This window comes from cf. Phormidesmis sp. LEGE 11477, assembly GCF_015207105.1.
Taxonomy (GTDB): Bacteria; Cyanobacteriota; Cyanobacteriia; order Phormidesmidales; family Phormidesmidaceae; genus Phormidesmis.
On record NZ_JADEXO010000006.1, the window covers coordinates 91,215 to 108,971 of the forward strand.

Genomic DNA, 17,757 nt, shown 5'->3' on the forward strand with positions numbered 1-17,757 from the left:
GCTTCACTTTTTATATGGATAAATCGACTCAATGGTACGGGCTATCAAAACCTCAAGATCTCCACTGGGGAAGCCCTGTCAATACAGATTTTAGTAGGAGGGCGATCGCGTCTCACAGCATTGAGACCCGCAACATGCTACCGATGGTAGTCGAGCAGTCTGGACGGGGTGAACGCGCCTTCGATATCTATTCGAGATTGCTCAGAGAGCGAATTGTCTTTCTCGGCACGCCCGTCATGGATGATATTGCCGATTCGATTGTGGCTCAGCTGCTGTTCTTAGACGCTGAAGATCCAGAAAAAGACGTACAGCTCTACATCAACTCTCCGGGCGGTTCGGTAACAGCAGGCATGGCTATCTACGACACCATGCAGCAGATTCGCCCAGATGTTGTCACGATTTGCTTTGGCCTAGCGGCTAGCATGGGCGCGTTTTTGCTCTCGGGCGGTGCTAAAGGCAAGCGGATGTCTTTGCCCAGTGCTCGGATCATGATTCACCAGCCTTCAGGCGGGGCGCAAGGTCAGTCTGCTGATATTGAAATTCAGGCACGGGAAATCTTGTATCTCAAGAGGCGTTTGAACGAAATGCTAGCTGATCATACGGGTCAAGAGATAGGCCGAATCGAAGCAGATACTGAACGCGATTTCTTTATGTCTGCTGAAGAAGCCAAGGAATATGGCCTGATTGATGAGGTTGTCAGTAGGCAAATGCTCTCTGATACTAAGCTGAGCGCGGTAGGGTAACAGTTATGTCAAAGTATGACTCCCATTTGAAGTGCTCCTTTTGTGGTAAATCGCAAGAGCAAGTGCGTAAGCTGATTGCAGGCCCTGGGGTCTACGTTTGCGATGAGTGCGTAGACCTTTGCAATGAGATTTTGGATGAGGAGTTGTTTGACTCTAATTCGTCTGTAGCCTCACCCGCGCCGCGCCGGGACCAGTCTCCTGAAAGGCGGCGCAAGTCATCATCGACGCTGTCGCTGGGCCAAATTCCAAAGCCGCGAGAGATCAAGTCCTATCTCGATGAGCATGTCATTGGTCAAGATGAAGCCAAAAAGGTTCTTTCCGTTGCGGTTTACAACCACTACAAGCGCTTAAGCGTTCAGGCAGAAGGGGAGGAGGCTGAAGATGGAATTGAACTACAAAAATCTAACATCTTGCTGATTGGCCCGACTGGATGCGGCAAGACACTTTTGGCTCAAACGCTGGCGGCTATCTTAGAAGTGCCGTTTGCGGTAGCCGATGCGACGACGCTGACCGAGGCTGGCTATGTCGGTGAAGATGTCGAGAATATCTTGCTAAGGCTGCTGCAAGTAGCCGATCTCGATGTAGACGAGGCTCAGCGTGGCATTATCTACATCGATGAAATTGATAAGATTGCCCGTAAGAGCGAGAACCCTTCGATTACCCGAGATGTATCAGGCGAAGGCGTTCAGCAGGCATTGCTAAAAATGCTAGAAGGCACGGTTGCGAATGTACCTCCTCAGGGTGGACGCAAGCACCCTTACCAAGACTGTATTCAGATTGATACGCGCAACATATTGTTTGTGTGCGGTGGTGCGTTCGTTGGGCTCGACAAGATCGTAGAGCAGCGAATTGGCAAAAAGTCGATGGGCTTTGTGCAGCCGGGTAAAGAAATCAGCAATGATGAAAAATCCTCTTTGACGCTGCAAGATTTAGAGCCGGATGACATCGTGAAGTTTGGCATGATTCCTGAATTCATTGGACGAATTCCCGCGATCTCAATTGTGGAACCGCTAGATGAAAAGACGCTAGTTTCTATTCTGACAGAGCCAAAGAATGCTCTGGTGAAGCAGTTTAAGAAACTGATGCGGATGGATAATGTAGATCTAGAGTTTGAGCTAGATGCCATTAAGGCGATCGCGAAAGAAGCCTTCAATCGAAAAACTGGGGCGCGGGCGCTGCGAAGCATCATCGAAGAGATCATGCTAGATGTGATGTACGAGTTGCCCTCACGAGATGATGTCAAAAACTGCGTAATCACTCGCAAAATGGTAGAAAACCGCTCTACAGCAGATCTCCTAGTCCACCCATCTTCCTTGCCAGAACCGGAATCTGCCTAGGCTGATCTGACATCGCTGCTGATTGGCAGTTAGGTTAAGTCATAGTTGGCTTTGGCTTCTAGCTATGACACAGCTTGTAGCCGAGAAGCACGCCTTAAAGCTTTGTATCTACTTTGGCCGCAACGCCTGTCTAGCTCTTTACAATCCTTTTAAGAAATATTGAACTGTCTCTGAGGTGAACAGCAGCAATGCCCTACGTTAGCGTCAACGGCGTTGATCATTACTACGAATGGATCTCTACTCAAGATCATCCTGGCAACTATGAAAAGCCGGTGATGGTCTTTTTACATGGGTGGGCAGGATCGGCGCGCTACTGGCGTTCCACCGCAGCGGCGATCAAAGATAAGTACGACTGCTTGCTATATGACCAGAGGGGCTTCGGACGATCTGCTGCCGGAAGTGCTACGCCAACGCCAGCCACCACCTCAGAACCGCTCGCTACCGACCCAGCACTCAACATGCTAGAAAGCTTTGCAGAAGACCTCAACGTTTTACTAGATGAGTTGAACCTAACGCAGCCTATCTACATGAACGCCCATTCGATGGGCGGCTCTATCGGCCTCTACTTTCTCGATCGCTACCCAAAGCGCGTCAAAAAGGCAATTCTTACCTGCAACGGCAGCTTCCCCTATCAAAAGTGGGCCTTTGAGGCTTTCTATCTATTTGGCGGCTACGTTGTCGCCTTTCGCCCAAAGTGGCTGGGCAAAGTTCCCTTTGCTCCTCAGATGTTCATGCAGCGCTTTCTCAAAGGGTCAATTCCGCTCGAAGAGAAGAAAGCCTTTCTAGAAGATTTCATCATGGCTAATGGCGAAACTTCACTCGGCACGCTCAAAGCCGCCGTTAGCAAGCACGCAACAGAAGCCATGCCTGCGGCCTTTGCCGCGCTCAAGGTACCGACGCTAATGATTTCAGGTGAATACGACAAGATTACACCTGCGAAATTAGGCAAAGAAGCGGCTGAGATGAGCGACCTGATCGAATACGTAATGATGCCGAACACAGCGCACTTTCCGATGATGGAAGATGCAGAACAGTATTTAGTAATTACTAACAGATTCTTGGAAAAGGCAGAAGCATTAGTACCTGGCTGACCGTTCAAAGCTGATAGTTCAAGCACTGGTAGAGGATTCTGCGTATGTCGAAGAACCCTCCGCAGATGAGTAAGCGATCGCTTCTTCTCTCTGGGACTGCTGCTGTAGTTTGGCTAGATCCTCTTTTTGCTGCAATTCATCTACCTGCATCTGCAAACGCTCGACAGTTCTCAACGCATTTCGCTCACTCAGCAAAGATACGATGTACTGGTTTAGGCTGGTTTCTTCCCTTTTTGCAGCTGCTGCTAGCCTCTCGTGTAGGTACTTTGGCATTCTTAACATTGTTTTGCCGCTGTACTTTAATTCGGTTGAGGGCATCGGAATTGGATCGCCGTAATCGTAAGCGACTTCTAACCAGAGCTCTCTTGCTTCGGCAATCATCTCGAAGGCTTCTTCCAGCGTCTCTCCCTGACTCAGGCATCCTGGCAGGTCAGGAATCTCAACGGTAAATCCGCCGACTTCTTCTGGATAGAACGTGATGGGATAGCTGAGACTTAAATAAAACTCTAGCGGCTTTTTCTCTTTATCCTTTTTTTTGCTCATACCACTCTTGCAGTTCAAGCTGCTTCACAATCTTCTTTACGTATATTTTCTTGACTCTATTCCCGCCTTTCTTGGCGATGGTTGGAAGCTGTCGTCCATCCGCATGTCTGAACGTATGGTGACTGCCTTTTGAACGAACCTCTTCGAATCCAAATGCATTGGCCACTTTTTCGATGTCTGAATATGGATAATCTCCTGCCTCTCTAAGAAGTGACGCTACAAGCTTTTCTAACTTTGTCATTATTGAAGTCTGTCTGTAACTTTCTTTCCATCTTGGTCACCTTGCTGTCTGAGGTCTATAAAAATGATACTACATGCGATATCAGAATCGCGCGCAGCAAAAGATCTCGCTTCGCGAAAGCCAAGCAAGATTGCTTTGCGAAATATTCGTGCTCACATCGAAGATCTAATCTAGTCCTAGCTCTCGTTTGAGTCGCTCTATAGATTTTTCGCCAATGTAGTTTTCGCAGCGGATGATTTCTGGAGGCCGGATAATATCATTGCGAGCAGCGAGAAGTGCTTCTTTGATGGCTGGGTAGCTAGCGGTGTCTAGAGCGACAATGGTTTGAGCGCTGCGAACGACAGCAGAGAGCTTTTGGGCGTCTTCGGTTTGGGCCGTCATCACAAGAATATCGTCACCGCGTAAGCTGTAGGACAGAACTTCGGCAATGCGGATGATGCCGCTGCTGAGGCTGACAAGGCCGAGGCACGTATCTTTAGGTAGGTTTTTAAGCAGTTCTCGTTCTTTTGCGTAGTCGTAGATGTCGATGGGGATAACGCGGACGGACTTTGGTGCGGCGATCGCTTCTGCCTCATTCACGTAATACCGACTGGTTACCACTGTTCCAGAGCGGGTCTGGGCCAATACTTGCTCTAATTCTTCTAGAGGTACCAGCTGCACAGGAATTTTGAGTGCCTGCTCTAGCTCACGCACCATCAGTTCGCCTGCGCCATCCTCTCTTTGAATAGTGACCAGCACTCTAGCGCTACAGCGCAAGCGCCAATCAACCTCAGTCATGAACAGCTCGCGAGCCTGATGCAAAGAGCAACCCTGGCGCAAAAGTTCATCCAGGCTGTTTTCCACCAGCTCTTGAGCCTTTGGAAACTTTTCTAGAAGTGGCGAGCCGGGCTTAACAATTTCGGTGGTGCCTTCAGCGCGGACGTAGATACCAGAACCGGGCATGGCTTCGACCACACCCGCCTCTTCTAGCTGGCGGTAAACCTTGCTGATAGTGTTGCGGTGAAGCCCGGTTTGCATCGCGAGCTGGCGGGTGCTAGGTAGGCGGTATTCGGGTGGATATTGTCGGGATGCGATCGCAAACCAAATCTGATCGTAGAGCTGAGTGGATGCGGGTATTTCGCTATCCGTTTGAATATGGAACTGAACCACTGTGGCGCGCCCCCATGAAGGCATCTGTTGTCTACTTTAGAGATTAGTCGGGAATCTGCGCTTCGTGGCAGATCATTTGATTTTTTAAGGGTCTGCTCAATAATTCTTGATGATAGAGAGACGGACACAGAACCTGCGATAGGCCGTTTGTGCAATAGGCGCTTTGTTTGATAAAAGTTGTAATCTTCAGTGATGGTGCAAGCTAAGTGCAGACTGCTATGCTTGAAAAACTATTTATTTTGACCCAAGGAGATTTCTCCGTTGTTTTCAGCCGAAGATTTCGCAAAAGCTCTAGAGCAGCAAGACTACCAGTTTTCACGGGGCAGCGTGGTCACAGGTAAAGTTGAGACCCACGAGTCTGATGGAGCTTACGTCGATATCGGCGGTAAATCAGCAGCTTTTCTCCCGATGAAAGAAGCTTCGCTAGACTCGGACATCTTACTTGAAGAAATTCTGCCGCTGGGAACAGAGCGGAAGTTCTTGATTATCCGAGACCAAGATGCCAACGGGCAGATGGTGATCTCTATCCGGGCAATGGAGATTAAAGAGCTGTGGGAGCGGTTGCGCGATCGCCAGGAAAACGGAGATGTGATAGAAGTCACCATCTCTGGCAGCAACAAAGGTGGCGTCACCGCTGATGTAAGCGGACTGCGGGCGTTTATTCCTAGATCGCACTTAGCGCGTCGAGTCGAAGATCTCGATACGTTGATGGGTGAAACTATCAACGTCGCATTTCTAGAAGTAGACGAAGAAAACAACAAGCTGCTGCTCTCTGAGCGAATAGCCGCTAGAGCAACCGCGATGAGCAGCCTGACGAAGGGCGAGCTGATCGAAGGGACGATTGCATCGCTAAAGCCGTTCGGCGCATTTGTCGACTTTGGTGGGGCTTCTGGCCTATTGCACATCAAGCAGATTAGTAAGAGCTATGTGTCTGCTTTGGGTGACGTGTTTAAAGTGGGCGATCCGATCAAGGCCATTGTGCTGAACATTGACGACCAGCGAGGCCGAATTGCGCTTTCTACTCAGGTGCTAGAGAAATATCCTGGAGAGATCTTGAAAGATTTGCCGACGATGATGGCTGAAGCGGAGGAGCGAGCCAAGAACGTTGCTAAGCTGATAGCTGAAGGCGACAATTAAACTAGTTGGCTTAAGATCTCTATGGGTACTGTTTGGGAGCTGGATTTTTATTCCAGACCGGTTTTAGACGATCAGAATAAGAAGCGTTGGGAGATTCTGATTTGCGAAGGGTTGCAGTCGGTAGAAGACGATCCTGAAAAATTATTTCGCTACAGCAAGTATGTGTCGAATAGCGAGGTAAATTCGGAGACACTGCAGGCGGCTATTGAAGAGGCGATCGCCCAGTCTGACGCAGAGTCTGCTGATTCACCTACCAAGGTTCGATACTTTCGCTATCAAATGCAGAACATGATCAAAAGAGCCTGTGAGGAAACAGGCTTGCTGTCCTATCCCAGCCGTCGAACGCTGGCTTTACAGCAGTGGCTAGAAGATCGCAAAACTAACTTCTACCCCAACGACCCAGGCTACAAACCGAGCACTTCAGCTTCAGTTGCAAAGCCAATCGATGTGGTGAATCCTTTGCCAGATGCTCTGCTTGGTCAGCAGTGGGCGCTGGTAACTTTACCTGCCAAAGATTTTGCTGATATGGGCGATTGGAACGTTGCTTTTGGAGAGGCATTTCCTTTAGAAGCGACAGGCGTAGAACCCGATACATCGATTCCAGGCTTCATCATCTACTCGAACCGGGCAACCCCTTTAGCAGCTTGGATGTCTGGGCTAGAGATTGCAGGCGTTAGAGCAGGGAAAGAAGAATCATCGAACTATGTCTCTAATAACACGGATACTGCTCGGCTGCTGATGGATACAGGCACCATCGAGACCTGGCTGCTAGCGGATTTAGTCACACCAGAAACACAGGCAGAAGGACTGCGGTTTGAGCAGGCGAAGGCAGCGGCAAACAATGTGCATTTTATTGCGGTACAAGAGAGCCCAGAGTCTGAGTCTTTTGCAGGCATGTGGCTGATGCAGGCTAGAGAATTTGGCTAAAAGCCTTGGAATTTGGCTGGAAGCTTTGGAGCTTGGCTGGAAGCTTTTGAGTTTGGCTAGAAGCTTTGAAAAGGAGCGCTAGATAGATGGCACAGATGAACGCTAGACGCAAGGGAAACGTCAGTTGGAGAAGCGTCAATAGGAAAAGCGCAGATTGGGGGAGAGCCATTTTGATGTATGTGGTTTTGGGCGCGATCGCCCTGACCATGCTGCTCCCTCTACTTTGGCTAGTCAGCACCGCCTTCAAAGGCCCCACCGAAAACCTCTTTCAGTTCCCGCCCCAGTTTTTGCCTGCTTCGCCTACCTTCGACAACTTTGTACGGGTTTGGGACGCTAACCCCTTTGGCCGCTACTTCTTCAACAGCAGCCTGATCGCTGTTGTCACCGTCGCTCTTAACCTTTTGCTGTGCTCTCTTGCCGCCTATCCCCTTGCTAGATTGAACTTCAAAGGTAGGGAAGTTCTATTCTCCCTAGTTGTCTCCACCATCTTGATTCCCTTCCAAATTGTGATGATTCCGCTCTACATCCTCACCGTCAGGCTAGGGCTAACCAACACATACATCGGCGCGATCTTTCCTTCGATTGCCTCCGCCTTTGGCATCTTCTTAATGCGTCAAGCGTTCCAGTCTGTGCCCAAGGAATTAGAAGAAGCGGCTCGTATTGATGGCTGCACGGAACTAGGCATTTGGTGGCACATCATGCTTCCGTCTGTGCGTCCGGCGCTAGCAACACTAGCCATCTTCGTTTTCATTGGCTCGTGGAGTGACTTTCTCTGGCCACTGCTGATCTTAGATCGGCCAGAATATTACACTTTGCCACTGGGTGTCGCGCGGCTAGCCGGTAGCTTTTCGCTAGACTGGCGACTGATTGCAGCAGGCTCCGTCATTTCTGTAGTGCCGATTATCCTATTTTTCGTGGCGGCGCAGCGGTACATTGTGCCTTCGGAAACAGGGAGTGGTGTCAAAGGCTAAGTGCGAAATTGCCATAGCGTCGATCATTGAGATAGGTCAGCATTGGCGATAGGCCAGGTGGAAAAGCATAATCGCACCTGGTCTATCTCTTTGGCCTATCTTTTGAGCCCTTATCTCCCTAAAAGGTTGGTCTACACGATTATCCCGCTCACAAAGGTAGCCTCTGTGAAATCGGTCACATTGGCATTCATCACTCTTGCCAGCTCATCGTTACCCGCCGAGATCAATACGTCGTGGCCTCTAGCAGTAATAGAAAGCTGACCAAACGTCAGAGACCCGATTAGCGCAATAGAGTCTTCGCCAGAAAAGTCCATGATCACGTCGGCTGCTCTGCCAGTTTCTACCGCAAAGATATCGCTACCGTCACCGCCAAAGAGCGTGTCCATGCTCTTGCCACCGACTAATAAATCGTCGCCATCGCCGCCCACGAGCATATCTCGACCCGCATTGCCATAGATTCTGTCGCTGCCGGAGCCGCCATCTAGCAAGTCGTCGCCGAGTCCGCCAGATAGCAGATCGTCACCGTCGCCGCCCAAAATCTGGTCCATACCCGCGTTGCCGTAGAGCATGTCATCGCCGTCACCACCGACGACCTCATCTGCGCCGCCGCCCGCAAAGATAGCGTCGTTACCACCGCCATTTGCTGTGTCCGAATCGCCAAAATCGCCGAGGAGCAGATCGTCCCCAACGCTACCTGTAATGACATCGTTGCCTAGCCCGCCTGTAATCTGGTCACCCAAGCGATCGCCAGCGAGCGTATCATTGCCGATAGTACCAACAATGGTCTGACCTGTTGCCACAAATTGGTCGAGTCCAGCAACACCTAAACGAGGGTCAAGCGCGAGCGGCTGGTCAAGCTTGAGCTGGATGATCTCGTTGTTGTCTATGATTTCGCCGTTGCGATCGCGTCCAATAGAAAACGGATAGTTGTTGTCATTAGCGACCAGAATAGTATCTTCATCGAGAACTAAAACATCCTCAATCGTCACAAAGGGAAAGTCAAAAGTCGTCTGACCATCGCCATTGAGATCGTTAGGATCGGCAATATTTAGCAGGTCGACAACGGCTTCTTTTTGCACAAAGCCATCTTCGTCTAGCGCCGACAAATTAACCTTGAAGACCTGCTTGAACTCAGCCTCATCACCTTGGCCACCATCTCGCTCAATTACTAAGAACTCAGTGGCGTTAATCGGCGTAAAGTCACCGATGGCATGGCTTGGTGCTTCCATTTGATACAGCCCCACCAACCCTTCAAAGGCGCTGCTAGCGACATCAAATTCATAGATCCGTACAGAACTCTCAGGATCGCCCAGCACAGTGCCTTCTAGCATGGGATAGAGCGTCATGCGATCAGGGCTAAAGGCCATCCCTTCATACCCACGAGAACGACGCAGATTAGACTCCACATCACCCGCTAATACATCAGGGTGGTCAGGAGAATAGACCAGGGCCGCATCTAGCTGAGCAACAACATCAGCGCCCGTTCCAGGAAAATCAGTAAAAAAGCCGTCCACACCGATCTGAGTAAGCTGAACAAACTCCTGCTCTGGGGTTTGGGGTGTGCCGTCCGCATTAAGCGTAAGAAAGCGCTCTTCATTGCGTAGCGTGTAGGGATGAACCTGTAAACCCGCCGCGTGAGCATCGTCTACAAAAGAACCAATCTCACCCGTGAGCTGAGTTGTAATTTCAGCGACGCCATCCCCGTTACCATCGACAGGCGTCTCTAACGCTTCGCGTAGAACAAAGTTATTTTTCCAAGGCCCTGCGCCTTCCGCATACTTGTCGCTGATTAGCGCAAGGAAATCAGCATCATCTAAGTCGCTATATACAGTGCTTTCAGATAGCTCAGTCTCGACGGCATCTAGAAAGTCTTGACCGTAGATCGCCGCTAGGTCCTTGCCTTCAGCGACGTTGTAGCGAATGTCGAATGGCGCAGAGAAACCAGCATCGACAGGCGCACCAGGCAGGGTGTTGCCATAGAGCTGTACCAGCGGTAGATCGCCTAAACCCTCTGCATCTAGCATGCTTTGAAGTTCGATCAAGTTCTGGAACTCAAAGGATTGAATAAAGATGCGGCTAGGATCGGTAAATCCAGTTTCTTTTAGAGTTTCAATCAAAGGCTCTTCAAGCGAAAGACCCTGCAAATCAAAGAACGTAGGATGCTTAGTTTCAGGGTAGATACCAACCTGTTTACCAGTATCAGCCTCAAACTGCTGGACTAGTTCGATGACTTCTTTAAAGGTAGGAATCTCGAACTGACCGTCAAAAGCAGGATCGCGGAAGTCCCGAGACTGCACCGCGCGCAGTTGCTTGATTTCTTCTAGCGTGAAGTCTTCTGCGAAGTAAGCTGTTAGCTCAACGCCGTCCAGATTCTTGGTGGACATACGGTTCTCGCCAAAGACCTCAGCCACGTTTGTCGTGTCATCAAGAATGGGCTCATGTCGAGCGATCAGCACCCCGTCGCTAGTGGTTACCAAATCGGGCTCAACAAAGTCAGCACCCTGCTCCATCGCTAATTGATAGGCTTCTAGCGTATGCTCGGGCAGCTCACCGCTCGCACCTCGGTGACCAATGACAATCGGCGCTTGGCCATCGAGCGTATTGAAGCTGGTAATGTTTGGTGTAGGAATCGGTGCTTCTAGCAGCTTGCCTTCTGCATCAAAATGCAAAACGTAAGGGCCGAACTCTTCACCAATCCAAATCTCACCATTCGCATCGATAGCAAAAGATTCAATGTCGAAATCAGCGCCTGTTAGATTGCGCTCAGCCGCATCACCCTGCTCAATGTCAAAAGGAATCAATCCGTCAGGATCGCTTAGCTGTACGAAACCCTGAATATCTACAGTGCGATCACCCCCTTCAGATCCAGCAAAGCTTGGATCGACCTGATAGAGTCTCAGCAAGTAGTCAGCGCTATTTGCCTTGGACCCGAAGCCATTGTCGGACAGAAACCAGTAGGCAGACCCATCGCCGCCTGGGGCAAACTGTACCCCGCTAAATCCCTGTACTGGCGGACCTGGGAAAGGGCCGGTACGACCATTAGCGTCAATGCCTTCACCTGTCGGCGGACCTGCCGCAAACGTATCAGCAGGCAGAGACGCAAAGCCTTCTAATTCAGCAGCAGCAGCTGAGCTATCTTGTGCAAGATTTACCATTATTCACAGAACTCCCAAAGTCTATATCTACGGCGTTTTGCCTTTAACGATGGGAGGCTCTCATTTAGAGATTAAGAGAAGACTATCGCGTCTTTAAGTGAAAACACTTGTTACATTGGGCCAATCGAATACCTCCGGTGCCTCGCTTGCTATCATCTGAGCAAGTATTGATGAGCAAGTATTGAAGTCGGCGAATTATGGCCTATGGCAACTTCACAATAGACCAGATGATAGAGATGTTCGATCTGTCTATTAAGGAGTCGTCAGGTCTATTTTCAAATGCTCCGATGAGAGCGGGAAGCGCGCATTTGACCGAGGCACTGCGCGAGAACGTAGAGCTAGCTGTTGCTATTGGGACAGAGAAAGCTCGCTCTGAGCTAATCATCATGCCTGTTTTGCTTGATCTAAAAGGGCAGCTTAAGACTCAGATCAGCTTGTTTTCTGGTGTGGACTTTACCGTTGCACCAGAACAGGGACTCAATGGTGTTTGCGACTTTCTAATCAGTCGATCAGCTGAACAGATATTGGTGCGTTGGCGAAGCCTCTCCGATAGGAGAATCGCCCGTCATTATGCTGGTCGAGGCTAAAAACGAGAATCTCAAAGTTGGCTTTCCTCAGTGCATTGCAGAGATGGTTGCAGCGCAGCAGTTCAATCAGCAAAAGGGCAATCCTATCAAAATCATCTATGGTGTGATCACAATAGGAACGCTGTGGCGGTTTCTACGCTTATCGGATCACCCTGTAGAGATTGATTCAAGCGAATATCACATTAGTGACGTTGAGAAAATTTTAGGGATTCTATCTAGTGCGTTGACGTAGCCCTGCACTTAAGATATCAGCCAGGCACCCAGCTAAAACAACTAGCTAAAACAACGGTTTAGATTCTGCTAACCAGAAATCTGCTGGGCAAACCACTGAGCGGCGCTCCCATTTGTCTCATTGGCTAAGCGTGCAAACGTTCTTTCAACAAGGGAAATCTTTAACCCACTTAGCGCCTCTGACACGTCACACTGCTGATACCTTCCATCAGCCTGTAACAAGAACGCAATCACTCGCAGCCCCTGCACATCAATCACCCAATACTCAGGCACCTCTAGTGCCGCATAGATTTCCTTCTTCTCATCCAAATCACTAGCGAGCGTGGTGTCACCCACTTCACAAACTAGATTAGGCACGCGCCACTGCCGCAAATTGACTCGACGAGATTCACCCGGCTGCCAACGAGGAGACGATTCCCCTACGTAAAGCACCTCGTCGGGAGAAGCGCCGCGCTGTTCGGGTTTCTCGATAATACAGCCGCCCAAAGCTTCGAAAATGATGTCAGGCTGGCGCACAAACCAGAGCGTGAAAATCATCGTCAAAAGCTCTCGGCATTTCGAATGGCTAATCCCTTCCCAACCCATATCGACAAATAGATAACCTTGATTGAAATAGACGCGAAAGTAGTCTGCCTGCTGCGCTTGGGCGTCATTGCAAGCTGCAATGTAATCAGCCCAAGTAGCTGGTACCCACTGGGGTGTTTCAGTAGGCGATCGCCGGATGGGTATATTTGTGAGCGCGACCATAAGCTCTAGAAAGACGCGAGTGGGATTAGCTATAGGCTAACAGGTTCTTTCCCATCGTTCGATATTTCCAACAGAGGCTGCGGAGTCGGCCTCCATGAATGTGATGCAGCCTTTGATGATTGTGCCTACTAGTCAAATTTTCTGATGACTAACCTTATTGAGATTAGATCAATTCACGCCGTAGTCGAGTAAACATGAAACGCATTGTTTTCCTATTTCTTGGATATGCGATCGCAGGCTTTAGCCTAATGTCGGCGGTATATGCATTCTTGAAAGCGACAAAGCTAACAATCTACGGCGAGCACGGACTCGTGTTCGGGGCTCTGTTTCGCATGTACCTTTACCATGAACGGCATCCTTACCAGTACCTGCTACTCGTAGCGATTGTGTATGGCTGTCTTGCCACAATGTGGGCCCACTATGCTGGCAAAGCTCAAAGGGGATGGAAAAGGGCAGGTTCTATTATCGGCGTCATGGTGCTAACAATCATCTGCAGTTCAGTGCCGGGCGGTATGCTTTGGGTCTTTCACGATACGCAAGCTGGCTTCTTCCCTGGGATGAATCGATTTCTGAATAATCTTTGGTGGGGAGCAGGCGCAGGGCTGAGTGTCGGATGGCTGATTTTTATGCTTTCTATTCCTTACAACGTTCTTTGTTTGTTGAGTGGGTATTACCTAACCGACTACATTGAAAAAACAATGCGGCGCAGAAACTGGATAAGTAGATGAGCAGCTTCAAAAGAACAGCGGCACGTGTATACAATCAAACTTCAAAAGCAAAGGTCGCCTCTTTTGGAAACTAGTGAAGGCGACCTTTGCTTGTCTTACGTCTGTTCTCTTACGTCTGTATGGATAGATGGCTGGCTGACTATGCTTCGTCCAAAGCCGCAATGCCAGGAAGCGTTTTACCTTCGAGCAGTTCTAAACTAGCGCCACCGCCAGTAGAAATGTGGCTCATCTTGTCAGCAAGGCCCGCTTGCTCAACGGCTGCAACGGAGTCGCCACCGCCGATGATGGTGATACAGCCTTTGTCGGTAAGCCCGGCAAGCGTAGTCGCAATGCCTGTTGTTCCCTTTGCGAACGCCTCCATCTCAAATACACCCATGGGCCCGTTCCAAATGACGCTCTTACAATCAGCGAGTGCATCCTGGAAAGTCTTTACAGAGTCAGGGCCGATGTCCAAACCCATCCAACCCTCAGGAATGTCGTTGACGCTGACAGTCTGAGTGTTGGCATCTGCGGCAAATTTGTCAGCCACGATCACATCTGTAGGGAGCAAAAACTCAACGCCCTTTTCTTTAGCCTTCGCTTCTAGCTTCTTCGCCAAATCCAACTTGTCTTCTTCTACTAAGGAACTGCCGACGCTCATACCACGCGCCTTATAGAAGGTGAAGATCATGCCGCCGCCGATGAAAATTTTGTCGACCTTGTCTAGCAGCGTTTCGATCACGCCAATTTTAGAAGAAACCTTGGAGCCACCGACGATCGCAGCCAAAGGACGCTGAGGATTATCCACAGTCTCTTGCAAAAACTTCAGCTCTTTTTCAATTAAAGAACCGGCAACCGCTGGGCTGAGGTATTCAGTCACACCGGCTGTAGAAGCGTGAGCGCGGTGAGCCGTACCAAAGGCATCGTTTACATAGAGGTCAGCATTCGCAGCTAGCTGCTTAGCGAACTCAGGATCGTTATTGGTTTCGCCATCATAGAAACGAACGTTTTCCAACAAGGCAACCTGACCGTTTTCCATCCCAGAAATTTTAGTAGCCACTTCGTCACCAATGCAGTCGTCGCATTTGATCACGTCTTGACCGAGCTTTTCAGAAAGACGCGCGGCTACGGGAGTTAGGCGCATGCCCTCGACGACCTTACCCTTGGGACGACCGAAGTGACTCGCTAGGATGACTTTTGCTCCCTTAGCGGTCAAGTCCTGAATAGTCGGTAGGGCCGCTCGGATACGGGTATCGTCAGTAATGTTGCCCGCATCGTCGAGCGGAACGTTGAAGTCAGCGCGTACTAGCACTCGCTTTCCAGAAACGTCAGATGCAGATAGATCAGCTAGCGCTTTCTTGGCCACAGAAAATACTCTCCTAAAAATATGTAACGTTCATGTGCATCAGTGCTAAAAGCGGAGTAAAGCTTGTCTACTTTTGATACAGTTCGCTTTTGGCAGATGCGTAAGGCTGTAATAAATGCGTAAAATTGCCTATGTGTCTATTAGTTTACAGAAGTCTGTGATCTCTTCTGAAACAAACCTATCGAAACCCTAGATCCAACCTTTTATGTACAAAACGCTTCTCCTTTCAATCGACTCTAGCCCTAGCGCTAAAAAAGTTTTACAGACCGCGCTCGATATGGCTCAGCTATGCGGCTCTAAAGTGGTGGTGCTCTCTGTTGTCGAAACCCAGGAGCAAAGCGATCCAGCCCATCCTGAACAAACCTCTACTGAGGCAGTAGCAGCGCTACTTTCCAAGAGCAAAACCGTCTTTGAACAGCGGGGCTTTGCCGCCGAAACGATTGAGCGAGAGGGGAATCCAGCCTTTATTATCTGCGACGTTGCCGATGATGTTTCTGCCGATTTGATTGTCATGGGCTGCCGGGGGACGGGGCTGATCGAAGATGGCTGCGAAGAAAGTGTGAGCAACCGGGTAATCAACTTGGCCCCCTGTCCAGTGTTAGTCGTTCCTTAGGGCATTTAGGCTCTAAGCTAGTGACTTAATTCGGCGACCTAATCTTTTATGGCGACTCCTGCGATTCAGTGGTACCCAGGACATATTGCAAAGGCAGAGAAGGCTTTGCAAGCACAGATCAAGCGGGTGGATGTGGTGCTAGAAGTGCGCGATGCGCGGATTCCATTGACGACGCGGCACCCAGATTTGGAGCAGTGGCTAGGGGATAAAAAGCGAGTGCTGGTGGTAAACCGGGTGGATATGATTCTGCCGGAGATGCGCGATCGCTGGCAAACCTGGTTCAAAGCCAACGACCAAACTGCCTACTACACCAATGCCAATCAGGGCAAAGGCGTCGGCCAAATCGCCAGGGCCGCTCAGCAGGCAGGAACAGCGATGAATCAGCGGCGAAAGGATCGAGGGATGCGATCGCGCCCCGTTCGCGCCGTGGTGATTGGCTTTCCCAACGTCGGCAAATCCGCTCTGATCAATCGCCTACTCAAGCGCAAAATTGTCGAGAGCGCCCGCAAAGCCGGCGTGACCCGGCAGCTCCGCTGGGTCAGAATCTCAGACGAAATTGAACTGCTAGACGCTCCAGGTATCATTCCGGCTCAGCTGACGGATCAAAAAGCTGCGCTCAAACTCGCTATCTGTGACGACATCGGCGAAGCTGCCTACGATACGCAAAGAGTCGCCGCCGCCTTCGTCGAACTCCTAAAAGAATTAGACCAGACCGAAATTGAGGCAGGCACAGCAAAAATCCCTACTCGAACGCAAGCACTCCAATCTCGCTATGAGCTAGATCCGACTGACTGCACTGGCGAAACTTATCTGGTTCGACTAGCCGAGCATAGGTTTCAAGGTAGTCAGGAACGGGCAGCAAGAAAGTTACTGACCGAATTTCGTAAAGGCGTGTTGGGCAATCTGAGCTTGGAATTACCCCCTAGCTAGAGACTTACCCACCTGCCCATGCTGCAAAAAGCGCTATTCACGGTCCATCCACCGACCTATCGGCTTTTTGACAGGGCCAGGCAAAAGCTACGCCCGCAGTTTGAATCAGCCGCGCAAAAACACCTGCGTGAGCGGCAAAGCGCTGACTATCTACTGATTTCGCTGACGAACTGCGGTCGCACCTGGCTGCGAATTATTTTAGGTCAGGCGATCGCACTGCACTACCACCTGCCTGAGGTCAACATTCACGATCTGTTCAGGCTCTCAGAAGCCGATCCGCGCCTGCCTGCTATCAAGCCCATGCACGAAAAGTACGACCAGTTTGGCCACGGATACACCAGGCAAAAAGTCATTCTGCTCGTCAGAGATCCTAGAGATGCCCTAGTTTCTCGCTATCACCAGCATAAGAAGCAGCTAGGTTTTGACAGCCTAGAGCGCTATATAGCCGAAAGCACAGAGCTGGCTGACTACATTCAGTTCTACAACGACTGGCAGCTTGATCAAGCGGCAGCAGGGCGGTTAGTGATTCGCTACGAAGATATGAAAGCCGATACGCTCAGCGAAATCAGCCGAGTTTTTGCCTTTTTAGACCTACCGATGGCGACGGACGCAATGGAGCAAGCGATCGCCCAAGCCTCTTTTCAAAACATGCGAAAGATGGAGCTAAAAGGTGGCGAAGCAGTCGGTATCGGCGTGATGGCAAAAAGAGATGTGAATAGGCCAAATTCTTTCAAGGTACGCAAAGGCTCAGTAGGTGGCTATCGCACGGAGCTACCAGGGGCGCTAGTCGCGATGATGGATGAAGCGGTTAGCACAAAATTAAATCCAGTTTATGGCTATCAGTAGCCCAGCAATAGCAATCCACTGAAAGAGCATGAGAGAGCGTGAAAGAGCATGAAAGAGCAGAGGAAACATGGCTGCATCTAAACCCCTGCGGGCATTGACGGTTTCGGTAGTTGCCCCAGACTTATCAGGGGGTGGCACCACCCGAGTTTATTTGGTAGCCAATGCGCTACAGCAGCTAGGCTGCGAGGTGACGGTAGTAGGCTGTCAGTTTTCAGAAGAGCTGTATCCAACACCGCCCGCTAACTTAAAAGTGAAAGCCGTGCGATCGCAGCGGTCTGTTCGGTATGCAGCCACTCTCCAAGTGCTTCTCGGTCATATTACAGGCGATATTATCTACGCGATTAAGCCCAGACCTACCAGCTTTGGCACCGCCTTAATCCGAAAGCTCGCCACCCGCAAGCCACTCATCTTAGACATAGACGACTGGGAAATGAGC

At 50.1% G+C, this 17,757-nt stretch carries 18 protein-coding genes and 1 pseudogene; 13 read left to right on the forward strand and 6 right to left on the reverse strand.

Annotation, left to right across the window (positions count from 1 at the left end; translation table 11 throughout):
* Positions 1-14: 14 nt before the first annotated feature.
* From clpP to IQ256_RS03495, 3 genes are all read left to right on the forward strand, one after another.
* Positions 15-743: an ATP-dependent Clp endopeptidase proteolytic subunit ClpP gene (gene clpP / locus IQ256_RS03485; RefSeq protein ID WP_255516184.1), complete on the forward strand. Its 729-nt coding sequence runs from the start codon at positions 15-17 to the stop codon at positions 741-743.
* Positions 744-748: 5 nt separating this feature from the next.
* Positions 749-2,080, forward strand: coding sequence for an ATP-dependent protease ATP-binding subunit ClpX (gene clpX / locus IQ256_RS03490; protein WP_193854166.1), 1,332 nt, complete (start codon positions 749-751; stop codon positions 2,078-2,080).
* Between the two features lie 188 nt (positions 2,081-2,268).
* Complete coding sequence (locus IQ256_RS03495; RefSeq protein ID WP_193854167.1) at positions 2,269-3,171, forward strand: alpha/beta fold hydrolase; 903 nt, start codon at positions 2,269-2,271, stop codon at positions 3,169-3,171.
* A gap of 18 nt (positions 3,172-3,189) precedes the next feature.
* Here the strand turns inward: IQ256_RS03495 and IQ256_RS03500 are convergent, their stop codons facing one another.
* The 3 genes from IQ256_RS03500 to IQ256_RS03510 form a co-directional block, all read right to left on the reverse strand.
* On the reverse strand, positions 3,190-3,714 hold the full coding sequence (locus IQ256_RS03500; protein WP_193854168.1) for a type II toxin-antitoxin system HicB family antitoxin: 525 nt from the start codon (positions 3,712-3,714) through the stop codon (positions 3,190-3,192).
* Positions 3,695-3,955, reverse strand: coding sequence for a type II toxin-antitoxin system HicA family toxin (locus IQ256_RS03505; protein ID WP_193854169.1), 261 nt, complete (start codon positions 3,953-3,955; stop codon positions 3,695-3,697). Before IQ256_RS03505 ends, IQ256_RS03500 begins: the two co-directional genes overlap by 20 nt.
* 165 nt (positions 3,956-4,120) lie before the next feature.
* Positions 4,121-5,128 (reverse strand): GntR family transcriptional regulator, encoded by a 1,008-nt coding sequence (locus IQ256_RS03510; protein WP_228024531.1) that lies wholly within the window; start codon positions 5,126-5,128, stop codon positions 4,121-4,123.
* A 237-nt stretch (positions 5,129-5,365) separates the two neighbouring features.
* Between IQ256_RS03510 and IQ256_RS03515 the strand changes: the two genes are divergently transcribed.
* From IQ256_RS03515 to IQ256_RS03525, 3 genes are all read left to right on the forward strand, one after another.
* The gene (locus tag IQ256_RS03515; protein WP_228024532.1) at positions 5,366-6,241 is read left to right on the forward strand and encodes a S1 RNA-binding domain-containing protein; all 876 of its coding nucleotides are present in this window, start codon (positions 5,366-5,368) and stop codon (positions 6,239-6,241) included.
* Between the two features lie 21 nt (positions 6,242-6,262).
* On the forward strand, positions 6,263-7,168 hold the full coding sequence (locus IQ256_RS03520; RefSeq protein WP_193854170.1) for a Tab2/Atab2 family RNA-binding protein: 906 nt from the start codon (positions 6,263-6,265) through the stop codon (positions 7,166-7,168).
* A gap of 86 nt (positions 7,169-7,254) precedes the next feature.
* Positions 7,255-8,139 (forward strand): carbohydrate ABC transporter permease, encoded by an 885-nt coding sequence (locus IQ256_RS03525; RefSeq protein WP_370623336.1) that lies wholly within the window; start codon positions 7,255-7,257, stop codon positions 8,137-8,139.
* Between the two features lie 131 nt (positions 8,140-8,270).
* Here the strand turns inward: IQ256_RS03525 and IQ256_RS03530 are convergent, their stop codons facing one another.
* A complete protein-coding gene (locus tag IQ256_RS03530) occupies positions 8,271-11,294 on the reverse strand; it encodes an esterase-like activity of phytase family protein (RefSeq protein ID WP_193854171.1) in 3,024 nt (1,007 codons plus the stop codon).
* Positions 11,295-11,491: 197 nt separating this feature from the next.
* On the opposite strand from IQ256_RS03530, the gene IQ256_RS29400 reads away from it, so the two are divergent.
* Both IQ256_RS29400 and IQ256_RS29405 read left to right on the forward strand, forming a co-directional pair.
* Positions 11,492-11,881 (forward strand): hypothetical protein, encoded by a 390-nt coding sequence (locus IQ256_RS29400; RefSeq protein WP_228024533.1) that lies wholly within the window; start codon positions 11,492-11,494, stop codon positions 11,879-11,881.
* Positions 11,865-12,113: a hypothetical protein gene (locus tag IQ256_RS29405; RefSeq protein WP_228024534.1), complete on the forward strand. Its 249-nt coding sequence runs from the start codon at positions 11,865-11,867 to the stop codon at positions 12,111-12,113. Before IQ256_RS29400 ends, IQ256_RS29405 begins: the two co-directional genes overlap by 17 nt.
* Before the next feature lie 68 nt (positions 12,114-12,181).
* Here the strand turns inward: IQ256_RS29405 and IQ256_RS03540 are convergent, their stop codons facing one another.
* Positions 12,182-12,859 carry a Uma2 family endonuclease gene (locus tag IQ256_RS03540; protein ID WP_193854172.1) on the reverse strand — a complete coding sequence of 226 codons (678 nt, stop codon included), beginning with the start codon at positions 12,857-12,859 and terminating at the stop codon, positions 12,182-12,184.
* Positions 12,860-13,053: 194 nt separating this feature from the next.
* On the opposite strand from IQ256_RS03540, the gene IQ256_RS03545 reads away from it, so the two are divergent.
* Entirely contained in the window at positions 13,054-13,587 is a 534-nt protein-coding gene (locus tag IQ256_RS03545; protein WP_193854173.1) for a hypothetical protein, read from the forward strand.
* A 139-nt stretch (positions 13,588-13,726) separates the two neighbouring features.
* Here the strand turns inward: IQ256_RS03545 and pgk are convergent, their stop codons facing one another.
* On the reverse strand, positions 13,727-14,932 hold the full coding sequence (pgk, locus tag IQ256_RS03550) for a phosphoglycerate kinase (protein WP_193854174.1): 1,206 nt from the start codon (positions 14,930-14,932) through the stop codon (positions 13,727-13,729).
* Positions 14,933-15,137: 205 nt separating this feature from the next.
* Here pgk and IQ256_RS03555 point away from each other — a divergent pair, with 205 nt between their 5' ends.
* The 4 genes and pseudogenes from IQ256_RS03555 to IQ256_RS03570 all read left to right on the forward strand — a co-directional run.
* On the forward strand, positions 15,138-15,545 hold the full coding sequence (locus IQ256_RS03555; RefSeq protein WP_193854175.1) for a universal stress protein: 408 nt from the start codon (positions 15,138-15,140) through the stop codon (positions 15,543-15,545).
* A gap of 48 nt (positions 15,546-15,593) precedes the next feature.
* Entirely contained in the window at positions 15,594-16,475 is an 882-nt protein-coding gene (ylqF, locus tag IQ256_RS03560) for a ribosome biogenesis GTPase YlqF (protein WP_193854176.1), read from the forward strand.
* An 18-nt stretch (positions 16,476-16,493) separates the two neighbouring features.
* Positions 16,494-17,321, forward strand: a complete 828-nt coding sequence (locus IQ256_RS03565; protein ID WP_193854177.1) for a sulfotransferase domain-containing protein — start codon at positions 16,494-16,496, stop codon at positions 17,319-17,321.
* A 67-nt stretch (positions 17,322-17,388) separates the two neighbouring features.
* A pseudogene (locus IQ256_RS03570) lies at positions 17,389-17,757 on the forward strand (glycosyltransferase family 1 protein); the annotation flags it as partial.

Excerpts from the sequence above, each read along its gene's own strand:
- clpP (WP_255516184.1), top strand. The coding sequence starts at position 15 with ATGGATAAATCGACTCAATGGTACGGGCTATCAAAACCTCAAGATCTC.
- clpX (WP_193854166.1), top strand. The coding sequence starts at position 749 with ATGTCAAAGTATGACTCCCATTTGAAGTGCTCCTTTTGTGGTAAATCG.
- IQ256_RS03495 (WP_193854167.1), top strand. The coding sequence starts at position 2,269 with ATGCCCTACGTTAGCGTCAACGGCGTTGATCATTACTACGAATGGATC.
- IQ256_RS03500 (WP_193854168.1), bottom strand. The coding sequence starts at position 3,714 with ATGAGCAAAAAAAAGGATAAAGAGAAAAAGCCGCTAGAGTTTTATTTA.
- IQ256_RS03505 (WP_193854169.1), bottom strand. The coding sequence starts at position 3,955 with ATGACAAAGTTAGAAAAGCTTGTAGCGTCACTTCTTAGAGAGGCAGGA.
- IQ256_RS03510 (WP_228024531.1), bottom strand. The coding sequence starts at position 5,128 with ATGCCTTCATGGGGGCGCGCCACAGTGGTTCAGTTCCATATTCAAACG.
- IQ256_RS03520 (WP_193854170.1), top strand. The coding sequence starts at position 6,263 with ATGGGTACTGTTTGGGAGCTGGATTTTTATTCCAGACCGGTTTTAGAC.
- IQ256_RS03525 (WP_370623336.1), top strand. The coding sequence starts at position 7,255 with ATGGCACAGATGAACGCTAGACGCAAGGGAAACGTCAGTTGGAGAAGC.
- IQ256_RS03530 (WP_193854171.1), bottom strand. The coding sequence starts at position 11,294 with ATGGTAAATCTTGCACAAGATAGCTCAGCTGCTGCTGCTGAATTAGAA.
- IQ256_RS29400 (WP_228024533.1), top strand. The coding sequence starts at position 11,492 with ATGGCCTATGGCAACTTCACAATAGACCAGATGATAGAGATGTTCGAT.
- IQ256_RS29405 (WP_228024534.1), top strand. The coding sequence starts at position 11,865 with ATGCTGGTCGAGGCTAAAAACGAGAATCTCAAAGTTGGCTTTCCTCAG.
- IQ256_RS03540 (WP_193854172.1), bottom strand. The coding sequence starts at position 12,859 with ATGGTCGCGCTCACAAATATACCCATCCGGCGATCGCCTACTGAAACA.
- IQ256_RS03545 (WP_193854173.1), top strand. The coding sequence starts at position 13,054 with ATGAAACGCATTGTTTTCCTATTTCTTGGATATGCGATCGCAGGCTTT.
- IQ256_RS03555 (WP_193854175.1), top strand. The coding sequence starts at position 15,138 with ATGTACAAAACGCTTCTCCTTTCAATCGACTCTAGCCCTAGCGCTAAA.
- ylqF (WP_193854176.1), top strand. The coding sequence starts at position 15,594 with ATGGCGACTCCTGCGATTCAGTGGTACCCAGGACATATTGCAAAGGCA.
- IQ256_RS03565 (WP_193854177.1), top strand. The coding sequence starts at position 16,494 with ATGCTGCAAAAAGCGCTATTCACGGTCCATCCACCGACCTATCGGCTT.